The organism is Bradyrhizobium sp. WSM471 (assembly GCF_000244915.1).
Taxonomy (GTDB): Bacteria; Pseudomonadota; Alphaproteobacteria; order Rhizobiales; family Xanthobacteraceae; genus Bradyrhizobium.
The window spans coordinates 5,259,298-5,285,760 of sequence record NZ_CM001442.1; the positions used below are offsets into that span (position 1 = coordinate 5,259,298).

Below are 26,463 nucleotides of genomic sequence, written 5' to 3' on the forward strand. Positions count from 1 at the left end.
CGGCGTCTCCCCACCGCACGCTCGATACAGGGTTTGGGGAGATGAAACGTTGCGCAATCGCTGGGGCATACTTGCGATCCTGTTCGTCGTTCGCCTCACCATCGCGTTCCAGTTCCAGAGCGTGGCCGCGGTCGCGCCGCTGCTGCAGCAGAGCTTCGGCGTCGGACTCGCCGATATCGGCATCCTGATCGGACTCTATTTCACACCGGGCATCGTGCTGGCGCTGCCGGGCGGCGCGATCGGCCGGACGCTCGGCGACAAGCCCACCACGATCGTGGCGCTGCTGCTGATGACGGCGGGCAGTCTCGTCATGGCCACCACCGACGTCTGGGGCTGGCAGATGGCGGGCCGGCTCGCCTCCGGCGCCGGCGGCGTGCTGCTGACCGTGCAACTCACGAAGATGGGCACCGACTGGTTTGCGGGGAAGGAGATCGCCACCGCGATGGCGGTTTTCGTCAACTCTTGGCCGGCAGGGGTTGCGATCTCGCTGCTGGTGCTGCCAGCGATCGGCACGGCGTATGGCGCCGGCGCCGTGTTTCTCGTGACCGGCGCGCTGACCGCGACCGGCATTGTGCTGATCATTTTCTACCAAGCGCCGCCGGGAGCAACCGCCAGCGCGGCCGGCTCCGGGCGGCTCGATCCGCTCGCGCTTCTGGCGGTGATCGTCGCGGGTGCGATCTGGGGCCTTTATAATATCGGCTTCGCCATGATTTTCTCGTTCGGCCCCTCATTGCTCGTCGAGCGCGGCTGGAGCATTGCGGCGGCGGGCTCGGCGATCAGTCTCGTGATGTGGCTGTCGGTGATCTCGGTGCCTTCAGGCGGATATCTCGCCGATCGCACCAAGCGCCCCTTTGTCGTGGCGATCGCGGCGAGCCTCGTGGTGGCCGGTCTGCTCGCCTGGCTGACCCGGTCCGACGCTGTGATCGCGATCCTCGTCCTGGGCGGCTTGATCGGCGGCCTTCCCGCCGGCCCGATCATGAGCCTGGCCGCCCGCGTACTCGCGCCGGAAACCAGGGCGATCGGGATGGGCGTGTTCTACACTCTCTTCTATGCCGCGATGATGCTGGGGCCGGCGGTGGCGGGCCGGCTCGCCAAATCGGCCGGCACTGCCGCGGTCGCGCTGGACCTCGGCGCGCTGACGGTGCTGGCCTGCCCGCCCCTGATGTGGCTTTTCGAACGCGTTGTGGCTGTTCGTCATCGCCGCGCCCGATCCTAACGCGGCATTAACCCTGTGCACCTTAGGGTCGTCCCTGACTCCGCCAGGCGGGGGGTCGGGTTGTGAAAATGGCGTTGGCGCACAAAAAATTTCTTCCGGCCGCCGAGGAACGTCGGCGTTTCCAGCGGGTGAAGGTTCACCTGCTCGGCCGCTACATGCTGCCGGACCGCCGTGAATTCCCCTGCCAGGTGATCAACATGTCGCCGGGCGGGCTGGCACTGCTGGCCCCCGGCATTGGCAATGTCGGTGACCGCGTGGTCGCCTATCTCGACCATATCGGCCGCGTCGAGGGCAAGATCACCCGCATCATCGACAATGGCTTCGCCATGACGGTCGGTGCGACGCCGCGAAAGCGCGACAAGCTTGCGGCACAGCTGACCTGGCTCGCCAACCGCGACATCCTCAATTTGCCGGAAGACCGCCGCCACGATCGTATCGTGCCGCGCAATCCGATTGCGGTGCTGACGCTCGAGGACGGCACCAAGATGACCTGCCGCATCATCGACCTCTCGCTGTCGGGCGCCGCCATCGCCGCCGAGAACCGCCCTCCGCTGAAATCGACGGTTCTGCTCGGCCGGGTGCAGGGCCGCGTGGTCCGAAACCTCGAAGACGGCTTCGCGCTCGAGTTCATGCATTCGCAGCCAATTGAAACTCTCGAAGAGAGCGTTACCGCGCGGTAAAGCGCGAAGGCACCAAAACCACTGCATTTCCAGTACTGAAGGCGGCCTCCGCGATGCGGACGCCGCCTTTTTCATGGGTCGTGACGGGCCTCGCGTGGGTTAACGCGGAGGCTGCCGGTGCATGCAAACAACGGTTCCGCCAGCATTTCCGCGTTAATCGATAAAATTTGAATCAATTGCAGTCATATCGAATTTTATTCAAGTTTGACTCAAGTATAGATCGAATTCGCCGCGTGTTTTACTTGCATTCGTCTCGACTTGACTTGGCTGACTTAGCGGCAACTCAAAAGCTCGCTGCGCAATGTGGTCCCAACAAGAAACGGGGGCCGCAATGTTTGATTTCAGGGGACAGGGGAAGGGATTGGCGCTCGCCGCCATGCTCTTCGGAATGAGCGCGACAGCGCAGGCCGGCGAAGGCCGTCTGCTCTACGCGAGCCTCGGCGACACCACGCGTGCGCCGATCGGCTGGGTCGAGTTCTGTGCGGATAATGCCGCTCAGTGCCAGGGCGCGCCGACGCAACCGCGCGACATCGTGATGTCGCAGGCTGCATGGCGCGACCTCGTCAAGGTCAATCGCTGGGTCAACGAGACCGTCAAGCCTTTGACCGACCAGGAGCACTGGGGCGTGATCGAAAAGTGGTCGCTGCCGTCGGACGGTTACGGCGACTGTGAAGACTACGTGCTGTTGAAGCGCAAGATGCTGATCGATGCCGGATGGCCGCGCGAGGCCCTCCTCATCACCGTCGTGCGCGACAAGAAGGGCGAAGGACACGCGGTGCTGACGGTGAAGACCGACAAGGGCGAGTTCGTTCTCGACAATCAGAACGAGAACGTCGTTGCCTGGACGGAGACCGGCTACCGCTTCGTCAAGCGCCAGTCGCAGAGCGATCCCAATGTCTGGGTCTCGCTCGGCGACACCAAGCCGGCGGTCTCCACCGCCAGCGCAAGGGATCAGTAGAGACAAACGAAAGAGATACGCGACCCGGTCACATCCCCACCCCTCCCCGTCCCAGACCGGTTCGCGCGCGGCCAGCCATCCCCCAATGGCTGGCCGCAACTTTTTTGGGGACGTACTTCGCCTAGTTCTGCGGCGTCTGCCGCGACCAGGGCACGCGCGCGGCGGTGAAATCGCGCCATGTGCTTTGCAGGGCGGGTTGCACCCCGACCGACGCGCGCGCCTGCCAGCCGGCAATCGCCGCCGCAGCGATGGCGCCGTCGGGCTCGGCATCAAGCCGGTCGAGCAATGATGCCGTGACCGCCATGTCGTTGAAGGCGCCAAGCTGCTCCTGCAAGCCGGCAAGCCTGCGCGCGAATTTTCGCGCGGATTTGCGGTCCGCGAACAGCGGCAGCAGAAACTCGCTGAGATAGCGCAGCCGCTTGGTCGCGAGCCGTACACGGTGCAGACCTTCGGCGGAAAGCGACTTGAAGCGGCGGCCGCGCTTGAGCAGCTTGGCGTATTGCGCCGACAGGATGCGTGCCGCGAAGTCGGCCGCGGGTTCGGCGAGTTGGCCGAGATCCTCGGTGGCGACGTCGTTGCGCCAGCCGCGCGCCTCGATCCAGTTGCCGAGGCCGAGCAGGAACATGGCGCAGCGGCGATCTTCGAGGGCGCCATGCGCCTTGCGATAGGCGTCGGACTGGTGCCCGGCCGCAGCCAGGCCCAGCGCATCGAAGCCCGCGACCGACGGACAGGCTGTAGCGATCGTCGGCAAGGTCTCGATCTGGAACACGTCCCAGTCGCGCGCGGCGGACAAATCCTGCGCCAGCCTTTTGGCTTCGGTTCGCAGCGTATCGACATTGCTCGACACGCCCGCCGAACGCATCAGATCCAGCACCGACCGCAGCCGGCGCAGCGAGACGCGCAGCTGATGGATTCCTTCCGGATTGCGGCCGTCCTCGGCCGCCGGCAGCGATTGAAGCAGATGGAGGAAGCAGGAGCGCAGGATTGTCGCAAACGCCTCGTCCAATGTCACTGACGGATCGAGACGAAATTTTCGCGGACGTCGCGTCGAGGGCGGCTTGTCGGCGGCAAGATCGAAGCCGCGTGCCGATTTGGAGCGGATGGACGGCTTCACGACGCCGTGCTCTGCAAGCCGCAACGCGATCTCGTAGATCGTGCTGGCGCTGCCGCTCTTGAGCTCCAACTCGATCTCGCTCACCGGCAGTGAACGATCGCCGGCCGTCAACTCGCCCCGGTCGAAGGCGATCTCGACCGTGCCTGACGGCAGGTCGATCAGCCGCGCATGGCGATGGACATCGGCGGTGAACATCGGTTCGAGCGGCTGCGCTTCCAGGTCGCCGCGAAGCTTCTCGGGAATGAAGGGCATTGCCAAAGCGAGATCGGGCGCAAGCGAAGGCACGCTCGCCTCCCACTCACCGCGGCGGAGCGGATCGTCCACCGCATCGGTCTTCACGGTTTGCACGAAGCGCGTACCGCTCTGACGAACCCGCAGGCTCAAGCCGTTGCGACGCAACGTCCGCTCCGGCGTGTCGTAATAGACGGACTTGAGATGTTTGCGCGTGCCCTTGTTGCGCGCGTTCGCCGCGATGACGGGCGCAGCGCTGAGATGCGCCATGCGATCGGCATCGACGAGAAGCTTGAGTTCGATCTCACCGGCGGCCTGCGCGGCAGCGCTCGACCGGAGCGGTTCCGTTGCCGGTTCCGGGTCTTGCGATGGCGTCTGATCGATCACAGCGCCCTCGACGATCACAGGTTCCGCGCCTGATACGGCCGGTTCACGTTGCCTGAGGAAGCCGGCGAGGACTTTCGTTCTCTTGTTGTCCTTCGCAACAGGACTCCCATCCCGCGCGCCCGGATGCTTACGGACCGGCGTTGCGTCTGACTTCAGCATTTGAGGTAACATGACAGTTCGATGACAGAGCGACAGCGTATAGCCGCTGCAGCCCGCGAGGAATAGTCACGTTACGTCGCAGTGCCCCACCGTCCACACGAGCTGCGAGCGGCTTGACCACAGGAACTAAATTGCCACCGGCGCAGCAAGCGATCGACTTGACTGCGAATCCCGCCCTTCTCGAAACCGAAATGAACGCGTCAGCGAGCTTGACTCATTCCAGCCTTCCCGCAATCGATGAAGGCCATGGCGTCGAGCGGCTACCCTATCCCTGGCGTCACAATATCACCTCTGTTGACTGATCCGGCGGTTGCTTCATTGGGTAGCGGCACAGGCAATCACAAGGAGCTGCCATGACGTCGTTCCGCCCCGTCATCGCGTTGTCCAGGGGCCTCGAGGTCCTGCGTGTGATCAATCAGGAACGGCAGTCGACCGTCGGCTCGCTGCACAAAGCGACGGGGCTGAACAAGTCAACGATCGTCCGCATGCTCGAGACGCTGGAGCACGAAGGCTATGTGGTACGCCGTACCGAGCCCGCCAGCTACGCGCCGACGGGACGGGCGCTGCTGCTCAGCGCAGGCTATGATGAGCCGACCTGGATTGGCGGCATCGCCGAACCCATCCTCAACAAATTCCGCAAGCAAATCCACTGGCCGTCGGACATCGCGGTGCTCGATCAGGAGTCCATGGTCATCGCCCACACGACGCGGGTGGATGGATCGCTGCTGTTCAGCCGCCCGCCGGGGTTTCGCTTTCCAGTCCTCGGCACCTCGATGGGGCGCGCTTATCTCGCCTTCTGCGAGCCCGCCGAGCAGGAGCGCATTGCCGCGCGGCTTGCCCTCGGTCCGGAGCCCTGGAACGATCTGGCCCGCAATCCCGACAAGCTCACCAAGGCGCTGCGCACGATCCGCAAAGCCGGGTTCGCGGTGATGGACGACAGCTACAGCCGCAGTATCTTCGGCGGCGCAGTCTGGGCGCTTGGCGTTCCCGTCGCGCTTCAGAACCGGCTGTTCGGCAGCATGAACGTCATGATGCTCCGCGAAGCGGTCAGTCCGGAGGAAGGCATCCGCCGCTTCGTACCTCCGATGAAGAAGGTCGCTTCCGCACTTGCCGAGGCGCTCGGCGCCAAGCTTGCTGCGCCGGGTTCTCCTGCAGGTCGGCGATGATCATTTCACACAGTGAAACGATATTTTGATTTCTTGACCCTCCTCCTCGCCCGTGTGACACCTCGTTGCGGCGGCTGCCGGCTGCCCAATGACACAGGGACAAGGGGAGGCCGAAGTGCGGACATCCGCGAGAATTTGGGCTGCCGCGATTGCATGCCTGACGTTGGCCGCTTCTGAAACGGCTTGGGCCGAAGCCTGGCCGACCCGGGCAATCAGGATCGTCGTCTCGACGCCGGCAGGCGGCATCACCGATGCCTTCGCCCGCGCCTATGGCGAGTATATCTCGCAGAAGCTTGGCCAGCCGGTCATCGTCGAAAACAAAACCGGAGCCAGCGGCGCGCTGGCGGCACAGTCGGTGAAGGATTCCCCGGCCGACGGTTACACGCTGATGTACACGATCTCGTCCACCCTGCTCGGTAACCGGCTGCTGCTGAAATCGCTGGCCTATGATCCGGACAAGGATTTCACGATCGTCGCGGTGACGCCTTCGGGGCATCTGCCGCTGGTGGTCCATTCCGCCACCAATGCAAAGACGATCGAAGAGTTCGTCGCGTACGCACGTGCCAACAAGGTCACGGCCGGCTCGTACGGGATCGGCTCGTTCGCGCATATTGCGATCGCCGAGCTCAACCGCCAATTCGGTCTCGACATTTCCATCGTGCATTACCGCGGCGAAGCGCCGATGTGGCAGGATCTGGCCGCCGGGGTGATCCAGGCGGCGGTCGGCAGCTATCAGGCTGCGCTGCCGGTGCTCGATACCGGCATCGGCCGCCCGATTGCCGTGCCGACGCCGGTGCGCATGAAGAAGCTGCCCGAGACCAGGACGTTTACCGAACAAGGGGTCACCGGCAATGTCTTCCAGCTGATCAGCTTTACCGCGCTGGTGGCGCCCGCTGCGATGCCGGCAGACCGGATCGACATGCTCGCCAAGCTGATGGTCGAAGGCGGCAAGACGGAGCGCGTGCAGAAGCTGCTCGATGCCTTCGGCGTCGACCAGCCGGCCATGGATCGCGCATCCTCGATTGCGCTCTACGAAAAGGAAGGGCCGGTCTGGCTCGAGTCGATCAAGACTCTCGGTTTGGAGCCGCAATAGCCGCCGCCGCGCCCACCCGGGTGCGGACGCGCCTCGTTGAGCTCAGACCCCGAGCACGTCCGCGAGCCGTAACTCGTCGGCGGCGGGATCCTTCAGGAACAGCTCGGCCTCGATCTCGTTCAGATGCGACAACATCTGCGCGCGCGCGGCCTCCCTGTCGCATTTGCGGATCGCGGCGACGATCCCGGCGTGATGATCGGTGCCGCAGGCCGGCGTGTCGTGCCGGCGGTAGAGCAGGATGATGAGCGAGGAGCGGGCAATCAGCTCCTTGAGAAAACCGAGATAGATGCTGTGGCCACTCATCTCGGCGACGAGTCGATGGAAGTCGCCGGAGAGGCGGACCGAAGCACGCGCGTCGCCACGCAGCTCCGCCTCGCGTTCCTCGGCAAGATGCCGCTGGAGACGCCCGATCCAGGCCGGCGACACCGCGTCAACGGCGTGATCGACGATCGTCGGCTCGATCAGGCGGCGCGCCTCGAACACTTCGCGGGCGTCCGCAGGCGTCGGCCGCGCGACGAAGGCGCCGCGGTTCTTCTCGATATTGACGATGCCCTCATGCGCGAGCTGTTGCAGCGCGGTGCGAACCAGCGTCCGGCTTGCTCCGTAGATCTCGCCGATCTCGTCCTCACCGAGTTTCGTGCCGGGCAGCAGGCGATGCTCGAGGATCGCCGCGGTCACGCCTTCCCGGATGCGGCTGACGCGATCGCTCGCATCTGGCGCGTCGGATTTCGGTCGGGACTTGGCGGCCATGGGGGTGAGGACTCGATCGTCGAAGATGGCGTCGAATCCTAATCGACCAGCTGTATCCAATCACAGGCGAAACTTTATACAATCCGCGCCTGTTTTGTGTGCACGCAACTGCGAAGGCCACGAGTCGCCCAGACCCGTGGGATTCGGTCTAACGATCTGACTCCGCTGCACTGTTTTGGAATTCGGCCGGCCGAGAACGATTCAAGCGCGATTGGCATGGACCTTGCGGAGAGAGGCGCAGCATCGCCCTCGCCCCGGACACGCCATGGCCACTCCCGCCGCCCTCGAACTGGTCGCCGTAAGCAAGCGCTACGACACGACGCTGGCGGTCGACACCGTCAATTTGAAGATCCCGGCCGGCACCTATTGTTGCCTGCTCGGCCCCTCCGGCTGCGGCAAAACCTCGACCTTGCGCATGATCGCCGGCCACGAGGCGGTCAGCGAAGGCGACATCATCCTGGGCCCGCAGAACGTCACCGATCTCGAACCCGCCAAGCGCGGCACGGCGATGATGTTCCAGTCTTACGCGCTGTTTCCGCACCTCAGCGTGCTCGACAACGTGGCGTTTGCCCTGAAAATGCGCGGCATCGACCGGGCGACGCGGCACAAGCGCGCCGGCGAATTACTCGAGCTGGTGGCGATGACGCCCTACGCGGCCCGCCTCCCCGCACAGCTCTCCGGCGGCCAGCAGCAGCGCGTCGCGCTCGCCCGCGCGCTGATCACGGAGCCGCAGATCCTGTTGCTCGACGAGCCGCTCTCGGCGCTCGATCCGTTCCTGCGGGTGAAGATGCGGGGCGAACTGAAGCGGCTGCAGCGCGAACTCGGCATCAGCTTCGTTCAGGTCACGCACGGCCAGGAAGAGGCGATGGCGCTCGCCGACCACATCGTGGTGATGAACCAGGGCAGGATCGAACAGCAGGGAAGTGCCCGCGACATCTTCCATCATCCCCGCACCGAATTCGTGGCGCGCTTCATCGGCGGTCACAACGTCCTCAGCGACGCAGGCAAACTCATCGCCGTGCGCGCCGATCAGCTCGGCATCGTGCCGATCGCCGACGGCGCGGTCGGCGCGCCGGCGCTGCTGACCCAGACCGAGTACCAGGGCTCCTACATCGCCGTCTCGCTCACGCTCGAAGACGGGACCGCCCTGTTCTCCCACCTTCCCGAGGCTGCCTTCGACGTCCACCAGTTCCGGCCGGGCGATCGCGTGCTGGCTACCTGGGATCCCGCCAAGGCGCAACGTCTGCAATAGCGCCGATCAATCACCGGAATGCGCAACAGAGGAGTGAGTGATATGACCGAAACGACCAGGAAGAAGGGCCTTAGCCGCCGCACGCTACTGAAGAGCACCGCGGGTCTCGCCGGCCTTGCCGCCGGCTCCGGCGCCATCACCGGCTTTCCCTATGTGATGTCGGCCGAGCCGAAGGTGCTGCGCTATCTCGGCACCGCAGTGAACGAGGGCGACGACATCTCCAAGCAGTGCCTGAAGGACACCGGCATCAAGATCGAATACATCACCGCGACCACCGACGACGTCACCAAGCGCGTGATGACCCAGCCGAATTCCTTCGACGTGCTCGACACCGAATACTTCTCGCTGAAGAAGCTGGTGCCGTCGGGCAACATTCTTGCGCTCGATGCCAGGAAGATCAAGGAATTCGACAACATCACGCCCGTCTTCACCAAGGGCCAGACGCCCGGTGGCAAGAAGATCGGCAACCAGGGCACCGCGCCCTGGAAGGTGCTCTATCTCGAAGGCAAGGATTCAAAGAAATTCGCGACGTCCGCCACCGAATTCGTCACCCTGATCCCGACCGTCTACAACGCCGACACGCTCGGCATCCGTCCCGACATCATCAAGCGTCCGATCAGCTCGTGGGCCGAGTTGCTCAACCCTGAGTTCAAGGGCAAGGCCTCGATCCTCAACATCCCCTCGATCGGCATCATGGATGCCGCGATGGTCGTGGAAGCCACCGGCAAGTACAAATATGCCGACAAGGGCAACATGACCAAGGAAGAGATCGATCTCACCATGAAGGTGATGACCGAGGCCAAGAAGGCCGGTCAGTTCCGCGCCTTCTGGAAAGACTTCAACGAGAGCGTCAACCTGATGGCCTCGGGCGAGACCGTCATCCAGTCGATGTGGTCGCCGGCGGTGACGAAGGTCCGCTCGATGGGCATTGCCTGCACCTTCCAGCCGCTCAAGGAAGGCTATCGCTCCTGGGCTTCGGGCTTCTGCGTCTCCAAGGGCGTCTCGGGTGCGAAGCTCGAATGGGCCTATGAGTTCGTCAACTGGTTCCTGTCCGGCTACGCCGGCGCCTACCTCAACCGCCAGGGCTACTACTCAGCCGTGCTCTCCACCGCGAAGGCGCATATGGAGCCTTACGAGTGGGCCTACTGGATGGAAGGCAAGGCGGCCGAGAAGGACATCAAGGCGCCCGACGGCTCGCTGCTGGAAAAGGCCGGCGCCGTGCGCGACGGCGGCTCCTACGAGGACCGCATGGGCGGCGTCGCGTGCTGGAACGCCGTGATGGACGAGAACGACTACATGGTCCGCAAGTGGAACGAGTTCATCGCGGCGTAACCTGATGGACACGTCGGAGGACATTTTGCAACAGGCATCCCCGGACCTGGTCCGGGGATCGGAGACGGCGCGCCGCAGCAAAGCGGCGCGGCTGTCGCCGTCCTTCATCTCCTGGCTTCAGGCCGGGCCGATGATGCTGGTGTTCCTCGCCTTCTTCCTGATCCCGCTCGTCTTCGTCGTCATCGTCTCGTTCTGGGACTACAACGAATACCAGTTGCTGCCGGCCTTCTCGGGCCGCGGCTACACCGACACGTTCGAGGGCTGCATCGCGCAGCTCCCCGATCTCTGCACCATCGCCAAGACTTATCTGAAGACACTGAAGCTGTGCTTCCTCGTGTGGGTCATCACCCTCTTCATCGGCTTCTGGGTCGCCTACTTCCTCGCCTTCCACGTCAAGTCGAAAACCTGGCAGATGGGACTGTCGCTGCTCTGCACGATCCCGTTCTGGACCTCCAACGTGATCCGCATGATCGCCTGGATTCCGCTGCTCGGGCGCAATGGCCTTGTCAACTCAGGCTTGGTGAAGACGGGGCTGATCAACCATCCCGTTGAATGGCTGCTGTTCTCCGAATTCTCCGTGGTGCTGGCGCTGGTTCACCTCTTCACCTTCTTCATGGTGGTGCCGATCTTCAACTCGATGGTGCGCATCGACAAATCGCTGATCGAGGCCGCCTATGACGCCGGCGCGACCGGCTTCCAGACGCTGGTCAACGTCATCATCCCGCTCGCCAAGCCCGGCATCGTGATCGGCTCGATCTTCGTCATCACCATCGTGATGGGCGACTTCATCACCATCGGCGTGATGGGCGGGCAGCAGATCGCGGCCGCCGGCAAGATCATCGAGACGCGGGTGAATGCGCTGCAATTCCCGGCAGCAGCGGCCAACGCCGTGATCCTGCTCGTCATCACCTTCCTGATCATCACCATGATGTCGCGCATCGTCGACATCAAGAAGGAGCTCTAGAGCATGAAGGAAGGACGCCCGCGCTCTTTCTACGTGCTCGCGATCTTCTTCGCGGCCTACACGCTGTTTCTCTACGGCCCGATGATCGCGATCTATGTGCTGTCGTTCCAGGGGCCGCAGGGCGGCCTCACCTTCCCGATGAACGGTGTGTCGACTTTCTGGATCGCAAAACTGTTCCAGGGCACCGGCATCGTCGATCTCGGCGCGGCCTTTCGCCGCTCGCTGCTGCTCGGCATTATCGTGATGATCGTCACCGTCGTTCTGTCGGTCGCCGCCGGCATGGCGTTTCGCCGCAAGTTCAAGGCGCAAAGCATCCTGTTCTACTCCGCGATCGCGAGCCTCATCGTGCCCTCGATCATCACTTCGCTCGGCATCTCGCTTGAATTCCGCATCATCGACGATCTGATCAAGGGCACCATCAACGAGAATTTCGAAACCTCGATGGGCCTGCTCACCTCGGGCCTCGGTGCACATTTGACCTGGACGCTGCCGTTCGGCCTCCTCATCATGTTCGCGATCTTCAACCGCTTCGACCCGCGCCTTGAGGAAGCCGCGCGCGATCTCGGCGCGACGCCGTGGCAGGCCTTCCGTCATGTCGTGCTGCCGATCATCCTGCCTTCGGTGATCGGTATCGGCCTGTTCGGCTTCACCCTCTCCTGGGACGAGCTCGCACGCTCCAGCCAGGCGATCGGTGCGGTGAACACGCTGCCGCTCGATCTCCAGGGCCTCACCACCACCGTGACCAACCCCGACATCTATGCGCTCGGCACCGTGATCTCCGCCGTCTCGTTCACGGTGATCAGCCTTGCGCTCGGCACCATCCACATGTTGAACAGGCGGCAGGCGGCCAAAGGCTCGGACGCCGGCAAAGGGCTTGTCTGATCTGATGCGACTCCACGTCGTCAACCCCAACACCACGGCGTCGATGACGGCGAAGATCGCCGCCGCGGCGCGCAACATCGCCCTGCCCGACACATTGATCGACGCGCGCCAGCCCACGATGGGCCCGGTCTCGATCGAGGGATTTTACGACGAGGCGTTCGCGGTGCCGGGCATGCTCGGCTGCATCCGCGAGGCCGACCGCGACGGCGCGGATGCGCATGTCATCGCCTGCTTCGACGACACCGGCCTCGACGCCGCACGCGCCGCGGCAAAGGCACCCGTCATCGGCATTGGCGAGGCGGGCTTCCACATGGCGAGCCTGATCGCCGCGCGCTTCGCCGTGGTGACGACGCTCGGTGTCTCCATCGTGCCGATCGAACATAATTTGCGGAAATACGGCCTCGCCAATCGCTGCGTCCGCGTCCGCGCCGCCGAGGTGCCGGTGCTCGCGCTCGAGGAGCGCAACACCGATGCGCTCGCAAAAATCTCCACGGAAATCACGGCCGCGATCCGCGACGACCGCGCAGAGGCCATCGTGCTCGGTTGCGCCGGCATGGCCGATCTCGCCAATGAACTCGCCGCCACGCACGGCCTCCCCGTGATCGACGGCGTCGCCGCCGCGGTGAGCTTGGCGGAATCGCTGGTGCGACTGGGACTGAAGACCTCCCGGCTCGGGCCCTACGCGGCGCCGCGCTCGAAGACCTATTCAGGTCCGTTTTCGCCGTTTCAGCCCTGATCTCTGCCCCTGACGGGCGTTCGGAGGCCTCAAGGCCTCCTGATTGCTGGTATTTTTGCTCTTGGCCTCTTTTTGGTCCCATTCCTTGCCGAAACGTAACGCTTTCGGGACACCCGGCGGCCTCAGGGTTGCCGGTCTTCGCCACTCACCAAGTTTCAATTTGGGCTTTGTCAGCGATGATCGATCTCGCAGAGGACGCACCGTCCAACCCGCTTCTTCGCCTCGGCGCCCAGCCCATCGCGCTGACCGCCGCCGCCCTCCTCCTGCTGATCGCCGGTGTGACCTCGATCGCGATCTGGCGCGCCTATACCGGATCAGCTCCCGAGACCGACCGGGTGGTGGCGACGCGGCAGCTACAGGCTCGCACCGCACAGGCCTCCGAGCAACTGGTCGAGAAGACCAAGGGGCTGGAAGCAACCCAGCAGGAATCGATTGACCAGCTCCAGGTCGTGCAGGACCAGCTCCAGAGTGTGAAGCGCTTGCTCGCATTCCAGCAGGCCGACACCAAGCGTCTGTCCGAGCAGGTCGCGACACTCAACGAGTCCATCGACGGCCTGCGGCAATCCTTTGCCAGCGCCCGGGCGACCGAGGCGGAGGCTCCCTCGGTTACCCGCAGGAAACCTGCACGGCACCGCGTCCAGGCCAGCGCACGCAAGCGCTCCCGCGGCTGATCAGTCGGCGCCGCCTAAATTTTTGGACTTGTGAACTGGATCACATTCGCCCGTATGATTCCAAGCGATGCTCGCCGTTACCGGATGGCGTGAGCCGATTTCAATGTCCGGGGCTGGCAAGGTCGTTGACGGTATATTGCGTCAACGGCCTTGTTTTTTAGTGGCCCAGATCCTCCCGCCTCATTCGCAGACGTCGACGCGACGGTATCGCCATCCCGCAGGCGTCATCACGCGCTTGCGGACGACGTAACAGCCACCATAACCGCCATCGTCGTATCCGGTACCATAGTAATAGGAACTGCCGTAGGAGGGGTAACCGTAGCCGTAATAGCCGCCGTAGTAACCGGCGCCGGCGATACCCGCCCCGATGGCGACGCCCGGCCAGAAGCCACCGCCATGCCAGTGGCCGCCATGACCCCAGCCGCCACCATGGCCCCAGCCACCGCCGCCATGGCCCCAGCCGCCGTGACCGCCCGCTTGTGCCGCCTGCGGCATCGACAACCCAACCGCCACCACGGCCAGCGCCGTCAACATCATCTTCCGTAACATCACTCGATCCTCCGCGTGGAGACGCTCCACGGCTCAAAGCAGGACCAAGCTAATTGGCTTGCGGCGTTCCTGACAGCCTCACTGTCTCACTTCCGCGCGAGCATCAGCAGCCGCGGCAGATGCTCTTGAGCTTCTTGTCGAGCAGCCGGTTCTCGGCGTTGACGGCAGCGTCGGTGGATCCACCTGCGCCGCTCCCGGTGGTGGTTCCGGAGGTGGCATTCGCTCCCGATGATTGCGCCGTACCCAGACTGTTGGTGCCGGGCGCGGGAGCCGAAGAATTGGCGACACCTCCGGCCGATCCCGCAGTGCCGCCGGTGGCTTGCGCGAACGATACGGCCGGCATCGCGGCAAGGGCGAAGATCATGATCACGATCTTGATTGAACGGGTTGTGGGCAATCTGGCCATTGAAATTCTCCTTCGCCGGTCAACCGCCGCAGCCAAGACCGGTTCCGGAACAAATGCCGTCGCACCAGCTTGAAACCGGGCAGGCGGCACGATCACGCGCAAGCTGATCTTCTGCTCCGGAAAACAGAAAGGCGCAGTCACGATGAACGATCGCGATGCTTTTGCAGAAGGCGAACGCGCGGCGCGTCAAAACATTCCGGCGGAAGCCAATCCGTACCAGGACGGCAGCGACGAGCATGCCCTTTGGTCCGCGGGGCACGAGAAGGTCGCAAGCGCAATAGAAGCCCGCGAGTCCGAAGGAAGCTGAGCTCACCCGATCCGCTTGAGGCCCTTCGTGAAGCGCGGGCCGTTTGCGACGTAGAACTTCGCCGCGCTGCCCATCTTCTGCACCTGGGCGTCGTCGAGCGTGCGGATCACCCGCGCCGGCGAACCGATGATCAGGGACCGTTCGGGGAATTCCTTGCCCTCGGTGATGACGGAGCCGGCGCCGACGATGCTGTTGCGGCCGATCCTGGCGCCGTTCATCACGATGGAGCCCATGCCGACGAGCGCGCCGTCCTCGATGGTGCAACCGTGCAGGATGACGTTGTGGCCGATCGTACAGTTCCTGCCGATCTGAAGCGGAAAACCGAGATCGGTGTGGCAGGTCGAGCCGTCCTGCACGTTGGCGCCCTCGCCGATCTCGATCCACTCATTGTCGCCGCGCAGCACCGCGCCGAACCAGACGCTCGCGCCCGGCTTCAGGCGCACGCGGCCGATCACGGTGGCGGTCTCCGCGATGAAGTAGTTGCCGTCGGCGGGAAGGTCGGGCGCCTGCCCGTCGAGCTCGTAGATCGCCATGAGGGTCTCCTGTCGGGTCAACCCCAGCCATAGCGAAACGGCAGCCTCGACGCAAAGGCCCGCCGTGCAGGCAGCCCTACAGCGGGCGCATCAGACCAGAACGCCGGCCGCGCGGAGCGTCATCAGGAAGAAGGTGCCGCTCATCATGCTCCAGAAGCCGGCGATGACGGTGGCCATCATCACGAATTCGACGCGGCGGCTCTCCAGCTGCCTGCCGCGCAGGGTGTTGCGCATGATGATGAAAGGCGCCGCGAACACCAGGAACGGAACCGCCGCGAAGGTCTTCGGCGCCACGCCGTCCTGCAACAGACCGAAGCCGGCGGGCCGCTGTGCGACCGTCTGGTACCCGCTCACGAGCGCGCCCGCGAGCGCGAAACCGATGCCGATCGAGAAGAATGTATTGAGAGCTTCAGGTGTCATCGGAACGGTCCGCCCTTACGCAACGCGAGGTGCCTTCCTGTGACAAAGAGTGCCGGTTAACGCTACATTATCCTTAAGGGAAGGTTAACGCCGCCGGCCGTTCCACGCAGGCCTCTCTCCCTTCCCTGCAGCCGGCGAACGCTCCGCGAAATCGCCACCACGTGGCATATTCGCCGCTGATTCGTCGGCCATCGGCCGATTTCCGGCTCATTCGCGCGGCTCATGACGGTATTTTCGGCAACCTCCCCTCAATCGCCCCGGGCGCGCACCCGGGCCCACGTCATCCCGATCGTGCTCGGCGGCACTGCCGCGTTGTGCGCCGTCGCGCTCGTCGCCTATTTGTTGTGGCCGACCTGGGGTCCGAGCGGCGCGAGTGCCCCGGACAAGCTGCCAGTGAGCGTCGGCGGCACGCTGTTCAACCTGCCGACCACTGCGATCCGCATGAAGATCCAGCGCCACTCCGGGCCGCAGGAGCGGATCGATCTCGACTTCCTGTATCCCTCGCTGGAGCCGCCGGGCGCGCCGAAGCACGTCACCGCCGATAGCGTGGATGCGGCGATGCAGCCGATCGACCGCATCTTCCTGTCGATCGCCGCGCATCGCGATGCGATGTCGCCCGAGCAGCGCGCAGCCACGATCTATCCGCGCTATCTCGACCAGGCCGCGGCAACGCCCCAGGACGGGCTGACGATGCGGGTGTTCCGCGCCGATACGCCTTACGGCAGCGAGGATCTCTATTCTGCCGCAAGCCCTGCGCTGACCGCGCGCTGCACGCGCGATGGAGCGACGCCAGGCATGTGCCTCGCCGAACGCCGCGTCGGCGGCGCCGACCTCACCTTCCGCTTTCCGCGCAGCTGGCTGTCGCAATGGCGCGATGCGGCGGAAGCGATGGAGAAGCTGACGGCGCAACTGCGCGGCCCGAAGGGCTGAGCGGGGCTTCTCGGCCCGACTTCGGCTTGGGCTGGAGCCCGTAAACCAAAAACTGCGAAAACAACCCCATGCACAGTAGCCAAGCATTGGCGCCATCGAGCATTTCGTCTTTTTCGAACGAGCGTTGACCCGTCGGGCAAAACAGGAGCACAATGGGCAACATGGGAAGATCGATTTGAATATGCCGTTGGGTATTCCACCCGATAGCGGAATTGTCCGGATCGCCGTAGCGATGTGTGACTGGCATCACTGATCATAGATTGCTTTTTGGCTATCCTGCGAAATAATCTGACGCGATTGCATTCGGGGGCTGGAATGCGGCTTCGGCTGTTTGGTTTGTTGATTATTGCGAGCTGGCTTACGACTTGGCTTGGAACCGGCGCGGCGCTGGCCGAGAAGCGCGTCGCGCTCGTCATCGGCAACTCGGCCTACAAGAACGTGGGGAGGCTCGCGAATCCCGCGAACGATGCGGCGCTGGTCGGCGGCATGTTCAGGAAGGCTGGGTTCGATACGGTCGACGTCAAGCTCGACCTGACCGTAGTCGACATGCGCAAGGCGCTGCGGGAGTTCGGCAACAAGGTCCGAGAGGCGGACGTTGCTGTCGTCTACTACGCCGGCCATGGCATCGAGCTTGACGGCACCAACTATCTGATCCCGACCGATGGCGCCCTGGAGACCGATACCGATGTTCTCGACGAGGCGTTTTCGCTCGACCGGGTGCTGTTTGCGGTCGAACCAGCCAAGCAACTGCGCCTCGTCATCCTGGATGCCTGCCGCGACAATCCCTTCGCCAAGACGATGAAGCGTACGATAGCCTCGCGGGCCATCGGACGCGGCCTTGCCAAGGTGGAGCCGACCAGCCCGAACACGATGGTCGCCTTCGCGGCCAAGGCGGGCTCAACTGCGTCCGATGGCGATACGAAGCACAGCCCGTTTGCCACAGCTCTGGTTGAACGCCTGCCCACGCCGGGGCTCGACCTGGGCAAGGCCTTTCGATTCATTCGCGATGATGTGCTCAAGACCACCGGCAACAAGCAGGAGCCTTTCGTTTACGGCTCGCTCGGCGGTGACGACGTGGCCCTTGTTCCGGCCAAGCCGGTCGCGACCGGGCCGCAAGCGAATCCCCAAGATGCAGTTCGCCGCGATTACGAGCTGGCACTGCAGGCAGGTGATCGCGACGCATGGGAAGCGTTCCTCCAAGCCTACCCTGAGGGTTTTTACGCGAACCTTGCGCGGGTGCAATTGAAGAAGATCGGGGCCGAAGATGCCCGCGCCATCGCAGCAGAGAAAGCCAAGCAGGCTGAAGACGAGAAGGCGCGGCTCGTGGCAGAGCGCGCCAAGAAGGCTGAGCAGGACAAGGCTGCGGCCGCGGCGAAGGCTGCCGAAGATGCCCGCATTGCGGCCGAGAAGGCCAAGCAGGTCGAAGAGGCCAAGGCGGCGGCCGCCGAGCAGCGCAGGAAGGATGCAGAAGCAGCCGTCGCCAAGGCGCTGGCCGACAAGCAGGCTGCCGAAAAGACGCTCGCGGAAAAGATTGCAAACGACAAGGCGGCTGCCGAGCCGGCGAAACAGGCGGCTGAGAAGGCCCAGCGTGACGGTGAACAGAAGGTCGCGGCCGTGGCCCCGACCCAGTCGCCGCCCTCTCGCTCGCCCCAGGAGACCGCCAAACTCGTGCAGTCAGAACTGCGCCGAGTCGGCTGTCTCGCGAGCAATGCGGACGGCGAGTGGAATGCGACCTCGCAGCGCTCGCTGACCCTGTTCAACAAGCATGCCGGCACGAAGTTCGACGCCAAGCTGGCGAGCTTCGAGGCGCTCGACGCCATCAAGGCAAAGCCGGGGCGGGTCTGCCCGTTGGTCTGCAACCGCGGCTTCAGGGCCGATGGCGATAATTGCGTCAAGATCGCCTGCGGCGCCGGCTATCGCATCAATGACGACAATGAGTGCGAGAAGGTTCAGGACAAGAAACCTGTTGCGACGCGCGAGAATAACAAACCGCGCGACGACGAGCGGAAGAAGGTCGAAGGAGCCCCCGCGAAGCCGCAAGCTAGTGGACAGATGATCTGTGGGCGGGCTAGTTGCAGGCCGGTGGGTCCGGGCTGCCGCCTCGAATCAAGAAGCCAAAACGGCGGCCAGCTTGTTAACTTCGAAGTCTGCAACTAAGACGAGTGCAGTGCGAGCAAAAAACCTGCACCTGAATCCTGTTGTTGGCGCCCCCTACGCACCGATGAATGCAGCCGTCGGCCCCGATCACGAGGTTGAGTGGAGCCGCACCGTCGCAGTTTAGGGCGAACTTCGTCGGCGCGTTCTTCGGGTGCAATGATCTCGTCATAAAAGACGATCTCAGTGGAACCACGGAAGACTCTGGATTTGCTTCGCTCAATGATGCTGTGGAGAGAGCGCGCCTCTGTCATCGATGCAGGGCTCTCGCATATGACTGATGAGCGGCGGCTTGCGTGCACGCCTCGCCTTCTAGACGGCGCTTACGCGTCTCCTCGGGATGAGTCTAATCGGCGTCAGTGCCGGTTGAAGCTGCGACCGCGCAGGCCGCCCTCATGCCTGGGGAGCCGGCCTAATCCGTTACGAGCGAAGCCTCCGCTTCGCTCGTAACGACGGAGTAAAAACAACTATTCCTGATCGACCAGATCGTCCTCGAGGATCGCCATCTGGAACTGGAACGAGCGATCGTCGTCCTCGTCATCGACGAAGAGCACACCGATGAATTCCTCGCCGATATAGACCTCGGCGGAATCATCCTTCTTTGGCCGCGGCACGACGCGGATCTTGGGATTGCCGAATACGCGCTTCAAATACGCGTCGAGCTTCCTAACTTCCTTGACGTCCACGGCAAGTCTCCAATCGAAATCTGGGTTGGCGCGGGTTTTAGGACGAGACGCGACCAACCGCCAGCATGAATTGCCAAAGAATTTGGGGGCCGAAAGAGGTGGAAAACCCCGCCCTTCCGACAAGCTCGAAGTCCCGTCTCAAAGTCCCATGGCGTTGATCATCTGATCCATGGTGCGCGACGGCTCGGCGCAGCCGGCTTCGCCGACGACCTTGGCGGGCACGCCTGCGACCGTGACGTTGTGCGGCACGGGTTTGACCACGACCGAGCCCGCCGCGATGCGCGCGCAATGACCGATCTCGATGTTGCCGAGGATCTTCGCGCCGGCCCCGATCAGGACGCCGTGGCGGATTTTCGGATGACGGTCCTCGTTCTCCTTGCCGGTGCCGCCGAGCGTGACGCCATGCAGGATCGAGACGTCGTCCTCGATAAGTGCCGTCTCACCGCAGACGAAACCGGTGGCGTGATCGAGGAAGATGCCGCGGCCGATGCGCGCCGCGGGATTGATGTCGGTCTGGAATACCGCAGACGCCCGGCTCTGCAGATAATACGCAAAATCCTTGCGGCCCTTCAGATAAAGCCAATGCGCGAGGCGGTGGGTCTGGATGGCGTGAAAGCCCTTGAAATAGAGCAAGGGATCGATGAAGCGCGAGGTCGCGGGGTCGCGGTCGTAAACGGCGACGAGATCGGCGCGGAAGGCGTTGCCGAGATCGGGATCGTCGCGCAGCGCCTCGTCATAGGTCTGGCGCACGAGATCGCCCGACAGAGCGGAGTGATCGAGCCGGTCGGCGACACGATGGATAACCGCATCTTCCAGGCGGCTGTGATGCAGCACCGTCGAATAGATGAAGGTCGCAAGCTCCGGCTCGCGATGGACGATGTCCTCCGCTTCGCCGCGGATCCGATCCCAGATCGGATCAAGCGTTGCGAGCTTTCCTCCCGGATTGACCTGATGCACTGCCATGAGATCTGCTCTTTCGAATTGGCTCGTTTCGGTGGTTCTATAACACAGTCTAGGCGACAAAGTCCTGACGGGCTTGCCTGAGAGTGAACAGTGCGTTGCCCCGCGGAAGTATACCAACGCGTTGAATCAAAACACTTTCTTCCGACACTCCGGGGGGCAAGGTCGGCTCAAAATGGTCAGGGTTTCGCCAAATTCAAGCGGGGCGGCGTCAAACTATTGGTGAATTCCGCCTCAACCGTTATTGCGGGCATGGTCCGAGTGAGGACGGAGCGGATTTGACCATCACCACCGATCATGCGCGCGCGGGCGCCGCGGGTTCACTCTGGCTGCGGCTCGCCGCGGCCGCCCTGCCGCTCGTGATGATCGCGCCGGCGTTCTGGAACGGCTATCCGCTGTTGCAATGGGATACTGGAGGCTATCTGGCGCGCTGGTACGAGGGCTATCTCGTCCCGAGCCGCTCCACGATGTTCGGCATCTATCTGCACTATGGCGAGAGTTCTGGTTTCTGGATCAACCTCGCGGTCCAGTCGCTGACGACGCTGTGGCTGCTGCAGCTCACCTTGCGCGTGCTCGGCCTGATGCAGACATTCCGCTTCGTCGCGATCAGCCTGCTCCTGATCCTGTCGACTGCGCTGCCCTGGCTTGCGAGCATGTTGCTCACAGACATTTTTGCAGGCCTGTCGGTGCTGTCGCTATTCCTGCTGGTCATCGGTGGGCAGCGGACCTCGGCGCTCGAAAAAATCTCGCTGTTCGTCTTCACCGCCTTTGCCGCCGCGACCCACAGCGCCACGCTCGGCGTGCTGCTCGGGCTCTGCGTCGCCGGCTGGATGGCGCGGCCATTGCTGGGGCGCCGGCTTCCGATCGCCGGATTGGCCCAAGCGAGCCTCACCATCGTCGCCGGCGGCCTGATGCTGGTGTCGGCGAACCATGCCTTGTCGGGCAAATGGGCCTGGACGCCCGGCGGCACCGGCGTCGCCTTCGGTCGCATGATGCAGGACGGCATCGTTGCGCGTTATCTCCATGACCATTGCCCGCGCGAAAAACTCAAGCTCTGCCCCTATCGCGACCAATTGCCGGCGACCGCCGACGAATTCCTGTGGGGCAAGAGCATGTTCAACACGCTCGGCCGCTTCGAAGGCATGAACGACGAGATGGGCACCATCGTCGTGGGTTCGCTCGCCGACTATCCGGCCTGGCAGGCCGGCGCGGCGTTGCGGGCGATGGGCCAGCAATTGCTGCATGTGGCGACCGGCGAAGGCGCAAGTGTCTGGATCCCGCACACCTATGGCATCATCGAGCGCTACATCCCCGCGCAGGTCGCGCCAATGCGCGCGGCGCGCCAGCAGCATTGGGCCCTCGACTTCGACTACGTCAACTGGCTGCACGTGCCCGTCGCGCTGGCCTCGATGCTGGCGCTCCTCGTGCTGCTTGGCCACGCGCTCGCACATCGCCGGCTGGACGATCTGACGCTGCTGGCAGCGACCGTCACGCTGGCGCTGCTCGGCAATGCCTTCATCTGCGCCGTCATCTCCGGCCCCCATGATCGCTACGGCGCGCGAATGGTGTGGGTTGCGACCTTCACAGTGCTGATTGCGCTGTTTCGCTCGTTCGGCGACGAGGCCGCGGACGCGACCTCAGCCGCGGCGTGACAGGAAATCGAGCACGCCGGTCTTGTAGACCTTGTCGCCGACCGCCCGCATGTGATCGCGGTTCGGAATGTCGAGCACTTCCGAACCCGGGATGATGGCACCGAGTGCACTGGCCGAACCCGCGACGTCGTCGGTGCTGCCGACCGCGATCAGCACCGGCACGTCGATGCGCGCGGCTTCGTCCTTCGTCATGAGATCGCGCGTGCCGCGCAGGCAGGCGGCGAGCGCCTTGCGGTCGGAACGGGTCTGGTCTGCAAAAGCACGAAACGTGCGCCCGACGGGATCGGAGACGTCGTCGAGCGAGGGCGCTTCCAGCGCCTTGGCGACGTTCTCGCCGGGCCCGGTGCCCTCGATCAGGCCGCCGATGCCGATGCCGCCGAGGATTGCCGAGCGCAGGCGCTGCGGCTCGTTGAGGGAGAGCCAGGCCGTCATCCGCCCGCCCATCGAATAGCCCATGAGATCGGCCTGCGGGATGGCGAGATGATCCATCAGCGCGAGCACGTCGCCGGCCATGGTCGGGATCGAGTACTGCGCCGGCTCGTAGAGCTTTGCGCTTTCGCCATGGCCGCGATTGTCGAGCGCAATGACGCGGCGGCCGTTCTTGCGCAGCTCCGAGACCCAGGTCGGATAGACCCAGTTCACGTTCTTGCTGGAGGCAAAGCCGTGCACCAGGATGATCGGATCACCCTCGCCTTCGTCGAGATAGGCAATTTCAACGGCGCCGTTGTGAAAGCTCGGCATCATCAGTTCCGCAATCTTGAGGGGAAGAGGTATCTTAGGCCGTGACGGCAGCGCTTGCCGGAACGACTTCGGCGGCGATCCGCGCCTGGCGAAGTCGCCGCGCCCGTCTGCGATCGCACCAGGCCTGGGTCAGGCGCTCCGTTGTCGCCTTGATCGAGGACAACAGGCCGAACAGTGTCAAGGCCGCACCGAACAGCCAGAGTGCAAGATTGAACGCCCCGCCGATCAGCAGCAGCGCGCCGCGGCCGAGCAGCTTCAGGATCGCGCGCGTCTTGCCGCCCTGCGCTTCCGCGAGCCGCACCGCGCGTGCGACGTCCTTGGGACCTTCGGCGATGCGCAAACTATCCATCGCGCCGCGCGTGCCGGTCTTCTCGACGACGCGCGTGACATCCTTGCCGAGCCGAACCAGCGCGCCAGCCTTCTCGGCGCGGAACGCGGCCTTGATCGCGCTGACGGTCTCGCCCGGCCGCAACACGGAGCCGGAGGCAACCGCGTTCTGGAGCATCGGCGTATCGACGACCTCGCGCGCGGACCGGCCGGCCCAGGTCGCTAATCCCTCGCCGAGCTGGCCCACTTTTCGCGCGTCCTTCACCAGCGTCAGCCCCGCGCGAACCGGCGCGGCACCGCCGACGGAGACGTAGGTCACGGCCGTGACCGCGAGACCGGCGGCGGCAAGGCCCAGCACCAGGCGATCGGTCTCCTCGCCCATGGCGAGGTGCTTGCCCTCGCGCACGACGTCCCTGATGTCGCCGATGACGAAGAGATCGCCGGCCACGGTTCCCGACAAGCTCGCAACATCGTCCGCGTTGCCGGTGACGAGACCGGTGGCAAACCGTTTTGCGAAATGCGAGGTGGAGTTTTCGGCTTTGACCGCGTCGCTGACACGGCTCAGGAGGTCGTCAGACAGCCCGATGTTGCGGTCGCGCGCCAGCGCGACAAAACTGTCGGCAAGATCGGCATCGCCCGATGCGAGCGCGACCTCGATGTTGTCCTGAATCAGGCGGTCGTTGTGCCGCAGCAGCGCGTCGAGCTTGATCTCGGAGAGCGCGGCGGGATCGTCTTGGGCGGCCAGAATCGCGCCGGCCTCGCGGGCATGCGGTGCTACCTGCGCGAGCATGAAGCCGCATGCCGCGATACCGGTCAACGTAGTGCTGATTCGCAACCACTTCATGCGGAGAGCCTGGACGGTCCTGAGATCGTTGACGCCTGACGGTTCGTCTTTCGTCGCAATTACACGCGTCCGCAGACATAGTATGCCAAAATTGCGACACAACGTCCCCGACGAAAGAAGGGCTTCTCTCAGGCCGCAAGATTGTGTCGAATTTGCATGAGCAAATGAGCATGGGGCATTGCGGAGCTTTCGGTTCCGCTGGACTAGCAATCATCTACACCCACCAGTATGGTCCGCGGCGCCTTAATAATGCCGCGTCAGTCATGATTGTTGTCTGCCGCCATTGCCACTCCAGGATGAGTACGATGTCCGACCATGTCGTCCCGCACTTCCACAACGATGCCGGTGTCCCCGTCATCGAAATCGGCTCGCAAGAGTTCATGTGCGTGGGCGCGAATCCTCCGTTCGATCATCCGCACGTCTTCCTCGACCTCGGCAACGACAACGAGATCATCTGCCCCTATTGCTCGACGCTGTACCGTTTCGCCGCCGACCTGAAGGCGGGCGAAGCCCGTCCGCCGGAATGCGTCCTGAAGGACAAGGTGGCCTGACCGCTTCCATCGGCCACGGGTGGCGCTCTCCCGAACGATTGTCATCGCCGGTGCCGGCATCGGTGGACTGACGGCTGCGCTTGCGCTCGCGGCCCGCGGCTTCCGCATTGTCGTATTGGAGAAGGCCGAGCGGCTCGAGGAAGTCGGCGCCGGTCTGCAACTCTCTCCCAATGCCAGCCGCGTGCTGGTCGAGCTCGGCCTCACCGAGCGCCTCAAGCTGCGCGCCGTGATCCCGGAGGCAGTCTCGATCATGAGCGCGCGGGCCGGCGGCGAGCTTTTGCGCATGCCGCTGGGAGAAGCCGCCGCCGCGCGCGCCGGCGCCCCCTATTGGGTGGTGCACCGCGCCGACCTGCAATCCGCCCTTGCCGGCGCAGTCTCCGACCATCCCGATATCGACCTGAAACTGGGCGCGACCTTCGAAGACGTCGCGCCTCACGCCAAGGGGCTGACGGTCGTCCATCGCAGCGGCACGATCCGGCGCAGCGATCTTGCCAGTGCGCTGATCGGCGCCGACGGCATCTGGTCGACGGTGCGCCAGCATCTGTTTCCCGAGGTGCAGCCGCGCTTCTCCGGGCTGATTGCCTGGCGCGGTACGCTCGATGCCACGCAACTGCCGAAGGACTACACCGCGCGCCGGGTTCAGCTCTGGATGGGCCCGAATGCCCATCTCGTCGCCTACCCGATCGCGGGCGGACGCCAGATCAACGTGGTCGCGGTGCTGCCGGGCACCTGGAACAGACCGGGCTGGAGCACGCCCGGCGATCCCCGCGAGGTGATGGACGCCTTCGCCGCGCCGCGCTGGCCGCCGCCGGCGCGCATGATGCTCGCCACGGTGGAGAGCTGGCGGAAATGGGCGCTGTTCGGCGTGCCTGACGACTGCCCCTGGAGCAAAGGCCCGGTCGCGCTGCTCGGCGACGCCGTGCATGCGATGCTGCCGTTTGCGGCCCAGGGCGCCGGCATGGCGATCGAGGACGCCGCTGTGCTCGCGCAGCATTTGAGCCCTGAGGCCGCCGAGAGCACCGCGGGCATCACGGCTGCGCTGAGACAATACGGCCGGACGCGGCAGGCGCGCGTGCGGCGGGTGCAGCGGACTGCGCGGCAGCAGGGCCGCATCTATCATTTCACTGGGCCGCTCGCGTTCGCGCGCGATCTTGCGGTCCGGGCGCTCGGCCCGGAACGCATGCTGGCACGGCAGGACTGGATCTACGGCTGGCGGCCCTGATGCGAGGCGCTGGCGGCAGGATGTTTCAGCGCACGGCTCTTGGCTTGTTCGAAGCAGGCTTGGCTGTGGGCGCCGGCGCAGCGGCCGGCGTCGCCTCGAGCGGCGTTTCCCGGCACTTGTTGCGGCGCCAGGCGTCCTCGGCCATCTGCGCCTGCCCGCGTACCGCGATGTACTCGTTGCGATAGGCAAGCTCCGACACCACGGCGCCGCCCGCACCGGTCTGTGCCTTGTCCATCAGTCTCTGCAAATCGCCGGTCCGGCTGGCGAGCGACTTGCGCTCGCCTTCGAGCTGCTTGCAATCGTACAATTCGTACTTGGCGGGATCCGCAAAGGCCGGAGCGACCGTCTCGCTCATGCCTGCGCAGCCGGACAGCGCGAAGCCGGCCGCGAGCAGCGCGACGGCCACGCAGCATGTGCGCAGGCGATATTGGATCAAAGCAGGCATTGGATGAAAGCTGACATGCCGGATCAATAGTCCCCCTGGATTGAGAATGCCTAAAGCAACAACAAATGTCCGGATTGAGGCTTTGCCTTGTGCCGCCGGCTCGCCTAAGGAAGAACCGCCCCTCCGGCCTGCAAACGCCAATTCC

28 protein-coding genes are annotated in these 26,463 nt (G+C 64.2%); 17 read left to right on the forward strand and 11 right to left on the reverse strand.

Annotated features, from left to right (window positions below; genetic code table 11):
• Nucleotides 1–49 precede the first annotated feature (49 nt).
• The 3 genes from BRA471DRAFT_RS23800 to BRA471DRAFT_RS23810 all read left to right on the forward strand — a co-directional run bounded on the left by BRA471DRAFT_RS23800 (nt 50) and on the right by BRA471DRAFT_RS23810 (nt 2,854).
• Nucleotides 50–1,216 (forward strand): CynX/NimT family MFS transporter, encoded by a 1,167-nt coding sequence (locus BRA471DRAFT_RS23800; RefSeq protein ID WP_007611812.1) that lies wholly within the window; start codon nt 50–52, stop codon nt 1,214–1,216.
• A 68-nt stretch (nt 1,217–1,284) separates the two neighbouring features.
• Complete coding sequence (locus tag BRA471DRAFT_RS23805; RefSeq protein WP_007602573.1) at nt 1,285–1,896, forward strand: PilZ domain-containing protein; 612 nt, start codon at nt 1,285–1,287, stop codon at nt 1,894–1,896.
• A 331-nt stretch (nt 1,897–2,227) separates the two neighbouring features.
• A complete protein-coding gene (locus BRA471DRAFT_RS23810) occupies nt 2,228–2,854 on the forward strand; it encodes a transglutaminase-like cysteine peptidase (RefSeq protein WP_007611814.1) in 627 nt (208 codons plus the stop codon).
• 121 nt (nt 2,855–2,975) lie between these two features.
• On the opposite strand, the gene BRA471DRAFT_RS23815 is transcribed toward BRA471DRAFT_RS23810, so the two are convergent.
• Nucleotides 2,976–4,745 carry a CYTH and CHAD domain-containing protein gene (locus BRA471DRAFT_RS23815; RefSeq protein ID WP_007611816.1) on the reverse strand — a complete coding sequence of 590 codons (1,770 nt, stop codon included), beginning with the start codon at nt 4,743–4,745 and terminating at the stop codon, nt 2,976–2,978.
• A gap of 353 nt (nt 4,746–5,098) precedes the next feature.
• On the opposite strand from BRA471DRAFT_RS23815, the gene BRA471DRAFT_RS23820 reads away from it, so the two are divergent.
• Both BRA471DRAFT_RS23820 and BRA471DRAFT_RS23825 read left to right on the forward strand, forming a co-directional pair.
• Nucleotides 5,099–5,911 carry a helix-turn-helix domain-containing protein gene (locus tag BRA471DRAFT_RS23820; protein WP_007611818.1) on the forward strand — a complete coding sequence of 271 codons (813 nt, stop codon included), beginning with the start codon at nt 5,099–5,101 and terminating at the stop codon, nt 5,909–5,911.
• Between the two features lie 163 nt (nt 5,912–6,074).
• On the forward strand, nt 6,075–7,004 hold the full coding sequence (locus tag BRA471DRAFT_RS23825) for a tripartite tricarboxylate transporter substrate binding protein (RefSeq protein ID WP_231170962.1): 930 nt from the start codon (nt 6,075–6,077) through the stop codon (nt 7,002–7,004).
• A gap of 42 nt (nt 7,005–7,046) precedes the next feature.
• Here BRA471DRAFT_RS23825 and BRA471DRAFT_RS23830 read toward each other — a convergent pair whose 3' ends face one another.
• On the reverse strand, nt 7,047–7,754 hold the full coding sequence (locus tag BRA471DRAFT_RS23830; protein ID WP_007611826.1) for a GntR family transcriptional regulator: 708 nt from the start codon (nt 7,752–7,754) through the stop codon (nt 7,047–7,049).
• A 265-nt stretch (nt 7,755–8,019) separates the two neighbouring features.
• On the opposite strand from BRA471DRAFT_RS23830, the gene BRA471DRAFT_RS23835 reads away from it, so the two are divergent.
• From BRA471DRAFT_RS23835 to BRA471DRAFT_RS23860, 6 genes are all read left to right on the forward strand, one after another.
• Nucleotides 8,020–9,006, forward strand: coding sequence for an ABC transporter ATP-binding protein (locus BRA471DRAFT_RS23835; protein WP_007611832.1), 987 nt, complete (start codon nt 8,020–8,022; stop codon nt 9,004–9,006).
• Nucleotides 9,007–9,048: 42 nt separating this feature from the next.
• Entirely contained in the window at nt 9,049–10,338 is a 1,290-nt protein-coding gene (locus tag BRA471DRAFT_RS23840; RefSeq protein ID WP_007611834.1) for a PotD/PotF family extracellular solute-binding protein, read from the forward strand.
• 4 nt (nt 10,339–10,342) lie between these two features.
• Entirely contained in the window at nt 10,343–11,302 is a 960-nt protein-coding gene (locus tag BRA471DRAFT_RS23845; RefSeq protein ID WP_007602562.1) for an ABC transporter permease, read from the forward strand.
• 3 nt (nt 11,303–11,305) lie between these two features.
• On the forward strand, nt 11,306–12,184 hold the full coding sequence (locus tag BRA471DRAFT_RS23850; RefSeq protein ID WP_007611835.1) for an ABC transporter permease: 879 nt from the start codon (nt 11,306–11,308) through the stop codon (nt 12,182–12,184).
• 4 nt (nt 12,185–12,188) lie between these two features.
• On the forward strand, nt 12,189–12,920 hold the full coding sequence (locus BRA471DRAFT_RS23855) for an aspartate/glutamate racemase family protein (protein WP_007611836.1): 732 nt from the start codon (nt 12,189–12,191) through the stop codon (nt 12,918–12,920).
• A 176-nt stretch (nt 12,921–13,096) separates the two neighbouring features.
• On the forward strand, nt 13,097–13,591 hold the full coding sequence (locus BRA471DRAFT_RS23860; protein ID WP_007611837.1) for a hypothetical protein: 495 nt from the start codon (nt 13,097–13,099) through the stop codon (nt 13,589–13,591).
• Between the two features lie 180 nt (nt 13,592–13,771).
• Here BRA471DRAFT_RS23860 and BRA471DRAFT_RS23865 read toward each other — a convergent pair whose 3' ends face one another.
• Together BRA471DRAFT_RS23865 and BRA471DRAFT_RS23870 are read right to left on the reverse strand one after the other, a co-directional pair.
• The gene (locus BRA471DRAFT_RS23865; protein WP_007611840.1) at nt 13,772–14,140 is read right to left on the reverse strand and encodes a hypothetical protein; all 369 of its coding nucleotides are present in this window, start codon (nt 14,138–14,140) and stop codon (nt 13,772–13,774) included.
• 103 nt (nt 14,141–14,243) lie between these two features.
• Nucleotides 14,244–14,546: a hypothetical protein gene (locus BRA471DRAFT_RS23870; protein WP_007611842.1), complete on the reverse strand. Its 303-nt coding sequence runs from the start codon at nt 14,544–14,546 to the stop codon at nt 14,244–14,246.
• A 142-nt stretch (nt 14,547–14,688) separates the two neighbouring features.
• On the opposite strand from BRA471DRAFT_RS23870, the gene BRA471DRAFT_RS39075 reads away from it, so the two are divergent.
• Nucleotides 14,689–14,853 carry a hypothetical protein gene (locus BRA471DRAFT_RS39075; protein ID WP_007611843.1) on the forward strand — a complete coding sequence of 55 codons (165 nt, stop codon included), beginning with the start codon at nt 14,689–14,691 and terminating at the stop codon, nt 14,851–14,853.
• Nucleotides 14,854–14,855: 2 nt separating this feature from the next.
• Here the strand turns inward: BRA471DRAFT_RS39075 and BRA471DRAFT_RS23875 are convergent, their stop codons facing one another.
• Nucleotides 14,856–15,386 carry a gamma carbonic anhydrase family protein gene (locus BRA471DRAFT_RS23875; RefSeq protein ID WP_007611844.1) on the reverse strand — a complete coding sequence of 177 codons (531 nt, stop codon included), beginning with the start codon at nt 15,384–15,386 and terminating at the stop codon, nt 14,856–14,858.
• Between the two features lie 90 nt (nt 15,387–15,476).
• Nucleotides 15,477–15,806: a hypothetical protein gene (locus BRA471DRAFT_RS23880; RefSeq protein ID WP_007611845.1), complete on the reverse strand. Its 330-nt coding sequence runs from the start codon at nt 15,804–15,806 to the stop codon at nt 15,477–15,479.
• A gap of 222 nt (nt 15,807–16,028) precedes the next feature.
• Between BRA471DRAFT_RS23880 and BRA471DRAFT_RS23885 the strand changes: the two genes are divergently transcribed.
• Together BRA471DRAFT_RS23885 and BRA471DRAFT_RS23890 are read left to right on the forward strand one after the other, a co-directional pair.
• Nucleotides 16,029–16,736 (forward strand): hypothetical protein, encoded by a 708-nt coding sequence (locus tag BRA471DRAFT_RS23885; protein WP_007611846.1) that lies wholly within the window; start codon nt 16,029–16,031, stop codon nt 16,734–16,736.
• A 315-nt stretch (nt 16,737–17,051) separates the two neighbouring features.
• The gene (locus BRA471DRAFT_RS23890; protein WP_007611847.1) at nt 17,052–18,893 is read left to right on the forward strand and encodes a caspase family protein; all 1,842 of its coding nucleotides are present in this window, start codon (nt 17,052–17,054) and stop codon (nt 18,891–18,893) included.
• 464 nt (nt 18,894–19,357) lie between these two features.
• Here BRA471DRAFT_RS23890 and BRA471DRAFT_RS23895 read toward each other — a convergent pair whose 3' ends face one another.
• Both BRA471DRAFT_RS23895 and cysE read right to left on the reverse strand, forming a co-directional pair.
• A complete protein-coding gene (locus BRA471DRAFT_RS23895; protein ID WP_007602550.1) occupies nt 19,358–19,576 on the reverse strand; it encodes a DUF3126 family protein in 219 nt (72 codons plus the stop codon).
• A 138-nt stretch (nt 19,577–19,714) separates the two neighbouring features.
• The gene (gene cysE / locus BRA471DRAFT_RS23900; RefSeq protein WP_007602549.1) at nt 19,715–20,539 is read right to left on the reverse strand and encodes a serine O-acetyltransferase; all 825 of its coding nucleotides are present in this window, start codon (nt 20,537–20,539) and stop codon (nt 19,715–19,717) included.
• A gap of 275 nt (nt 20,540–20,814) precedes the next feature.
• Between cysE and BRA471DRAFT_RS23905 the strand changes: the two genes are divergently transcribed.
• On the forward strand, nt 20,815–22,188 hold the full coding sequence (locus BRA471DRAFT_RS23905; RefSeq protein WP_007611848.1) for a hypothetical protein: 1,374 nt from the start codon (nt 20,815–20,817) through the stop codon (nt 22,186–22,188).
• On the opposite strand, the gene BRA471DRAFT_RS23910 is transcribed toward BRA471DRAFT_RS23905, so the two are convergent.
• Complete coding sequence (locus BRA471DRAFT_RS23910) at nt 22,174–22,929, reverse strand: alpha/beta fold hydrolase (protein WP_007611849.1); 756 nt, start codon at nt 22,927–22,929, stop codon at nt 22,174–22,176. The genes BRA471DRAFT_RS23905 and BRA471DRAFT_RS23910 overlap by 15 nt on opposite strands.
• A 34-nt stretch (nt 22,930–22,963) precedes the next feature.
• Complete coding sequence (locus BRA471DRAFT_RS23915) at nt 22,964–24,100, reverse strand: hypothetical protein (protein WP_007611851.1); 1,137 nt, start codon at nt 24,098–24,100, stop codon at nt 22,964–22,966.
• Between the two features lie 305 nt (nt 24,101–24,405).
• Between BRA471DRAFT_RS23915 and BRA471DRAFT_RS23920 the strand changes: the two genes are divergently transcribed.
• Nucleotides 24,406–24,651 (forward strand): zinc-finger domain-containing protein, encoded by a 246-nt coding sequence (locus BRA471DRAFT_RS23920; protein ID WP_007602543.1) that lies wholly within the window; start codon nt 24,406–24,408, stop codon nt 24,649–24,651.
• 19 nt (nt 24,652–24,670) lie between these two features.
• Nucleotides 24,671–25,873, forward strand: a complete 1,203-nt coding sequence (locus BRA471DRAFT_RS23925; protein WP_007611852.1) for an FAD-dependent monooxygenase — start codon at nt 24,671–24,673, stop codon at nt 25,871–25,873.
• Between the two features lie 25 nt (nt 25,874–25,898).
• On the opposite strand, the gene BRA471DRAFT_RS23930 is transcribed toward BRA471DRAFT_RS23925, so the two are convergent.
• Complete coding sequence (locus BRA471DRAFT_RS23930) at nt 25,899–26,318, reverse strand: hypothetical protein (protein ID WP_007611853.1); 420 nt, start codon at nt 26,316–26,318, stop codon at nt 25,899–25,901.
• Between the last annotated feature and the right edge of the window lie 145 nt (nt 26,319–26,463).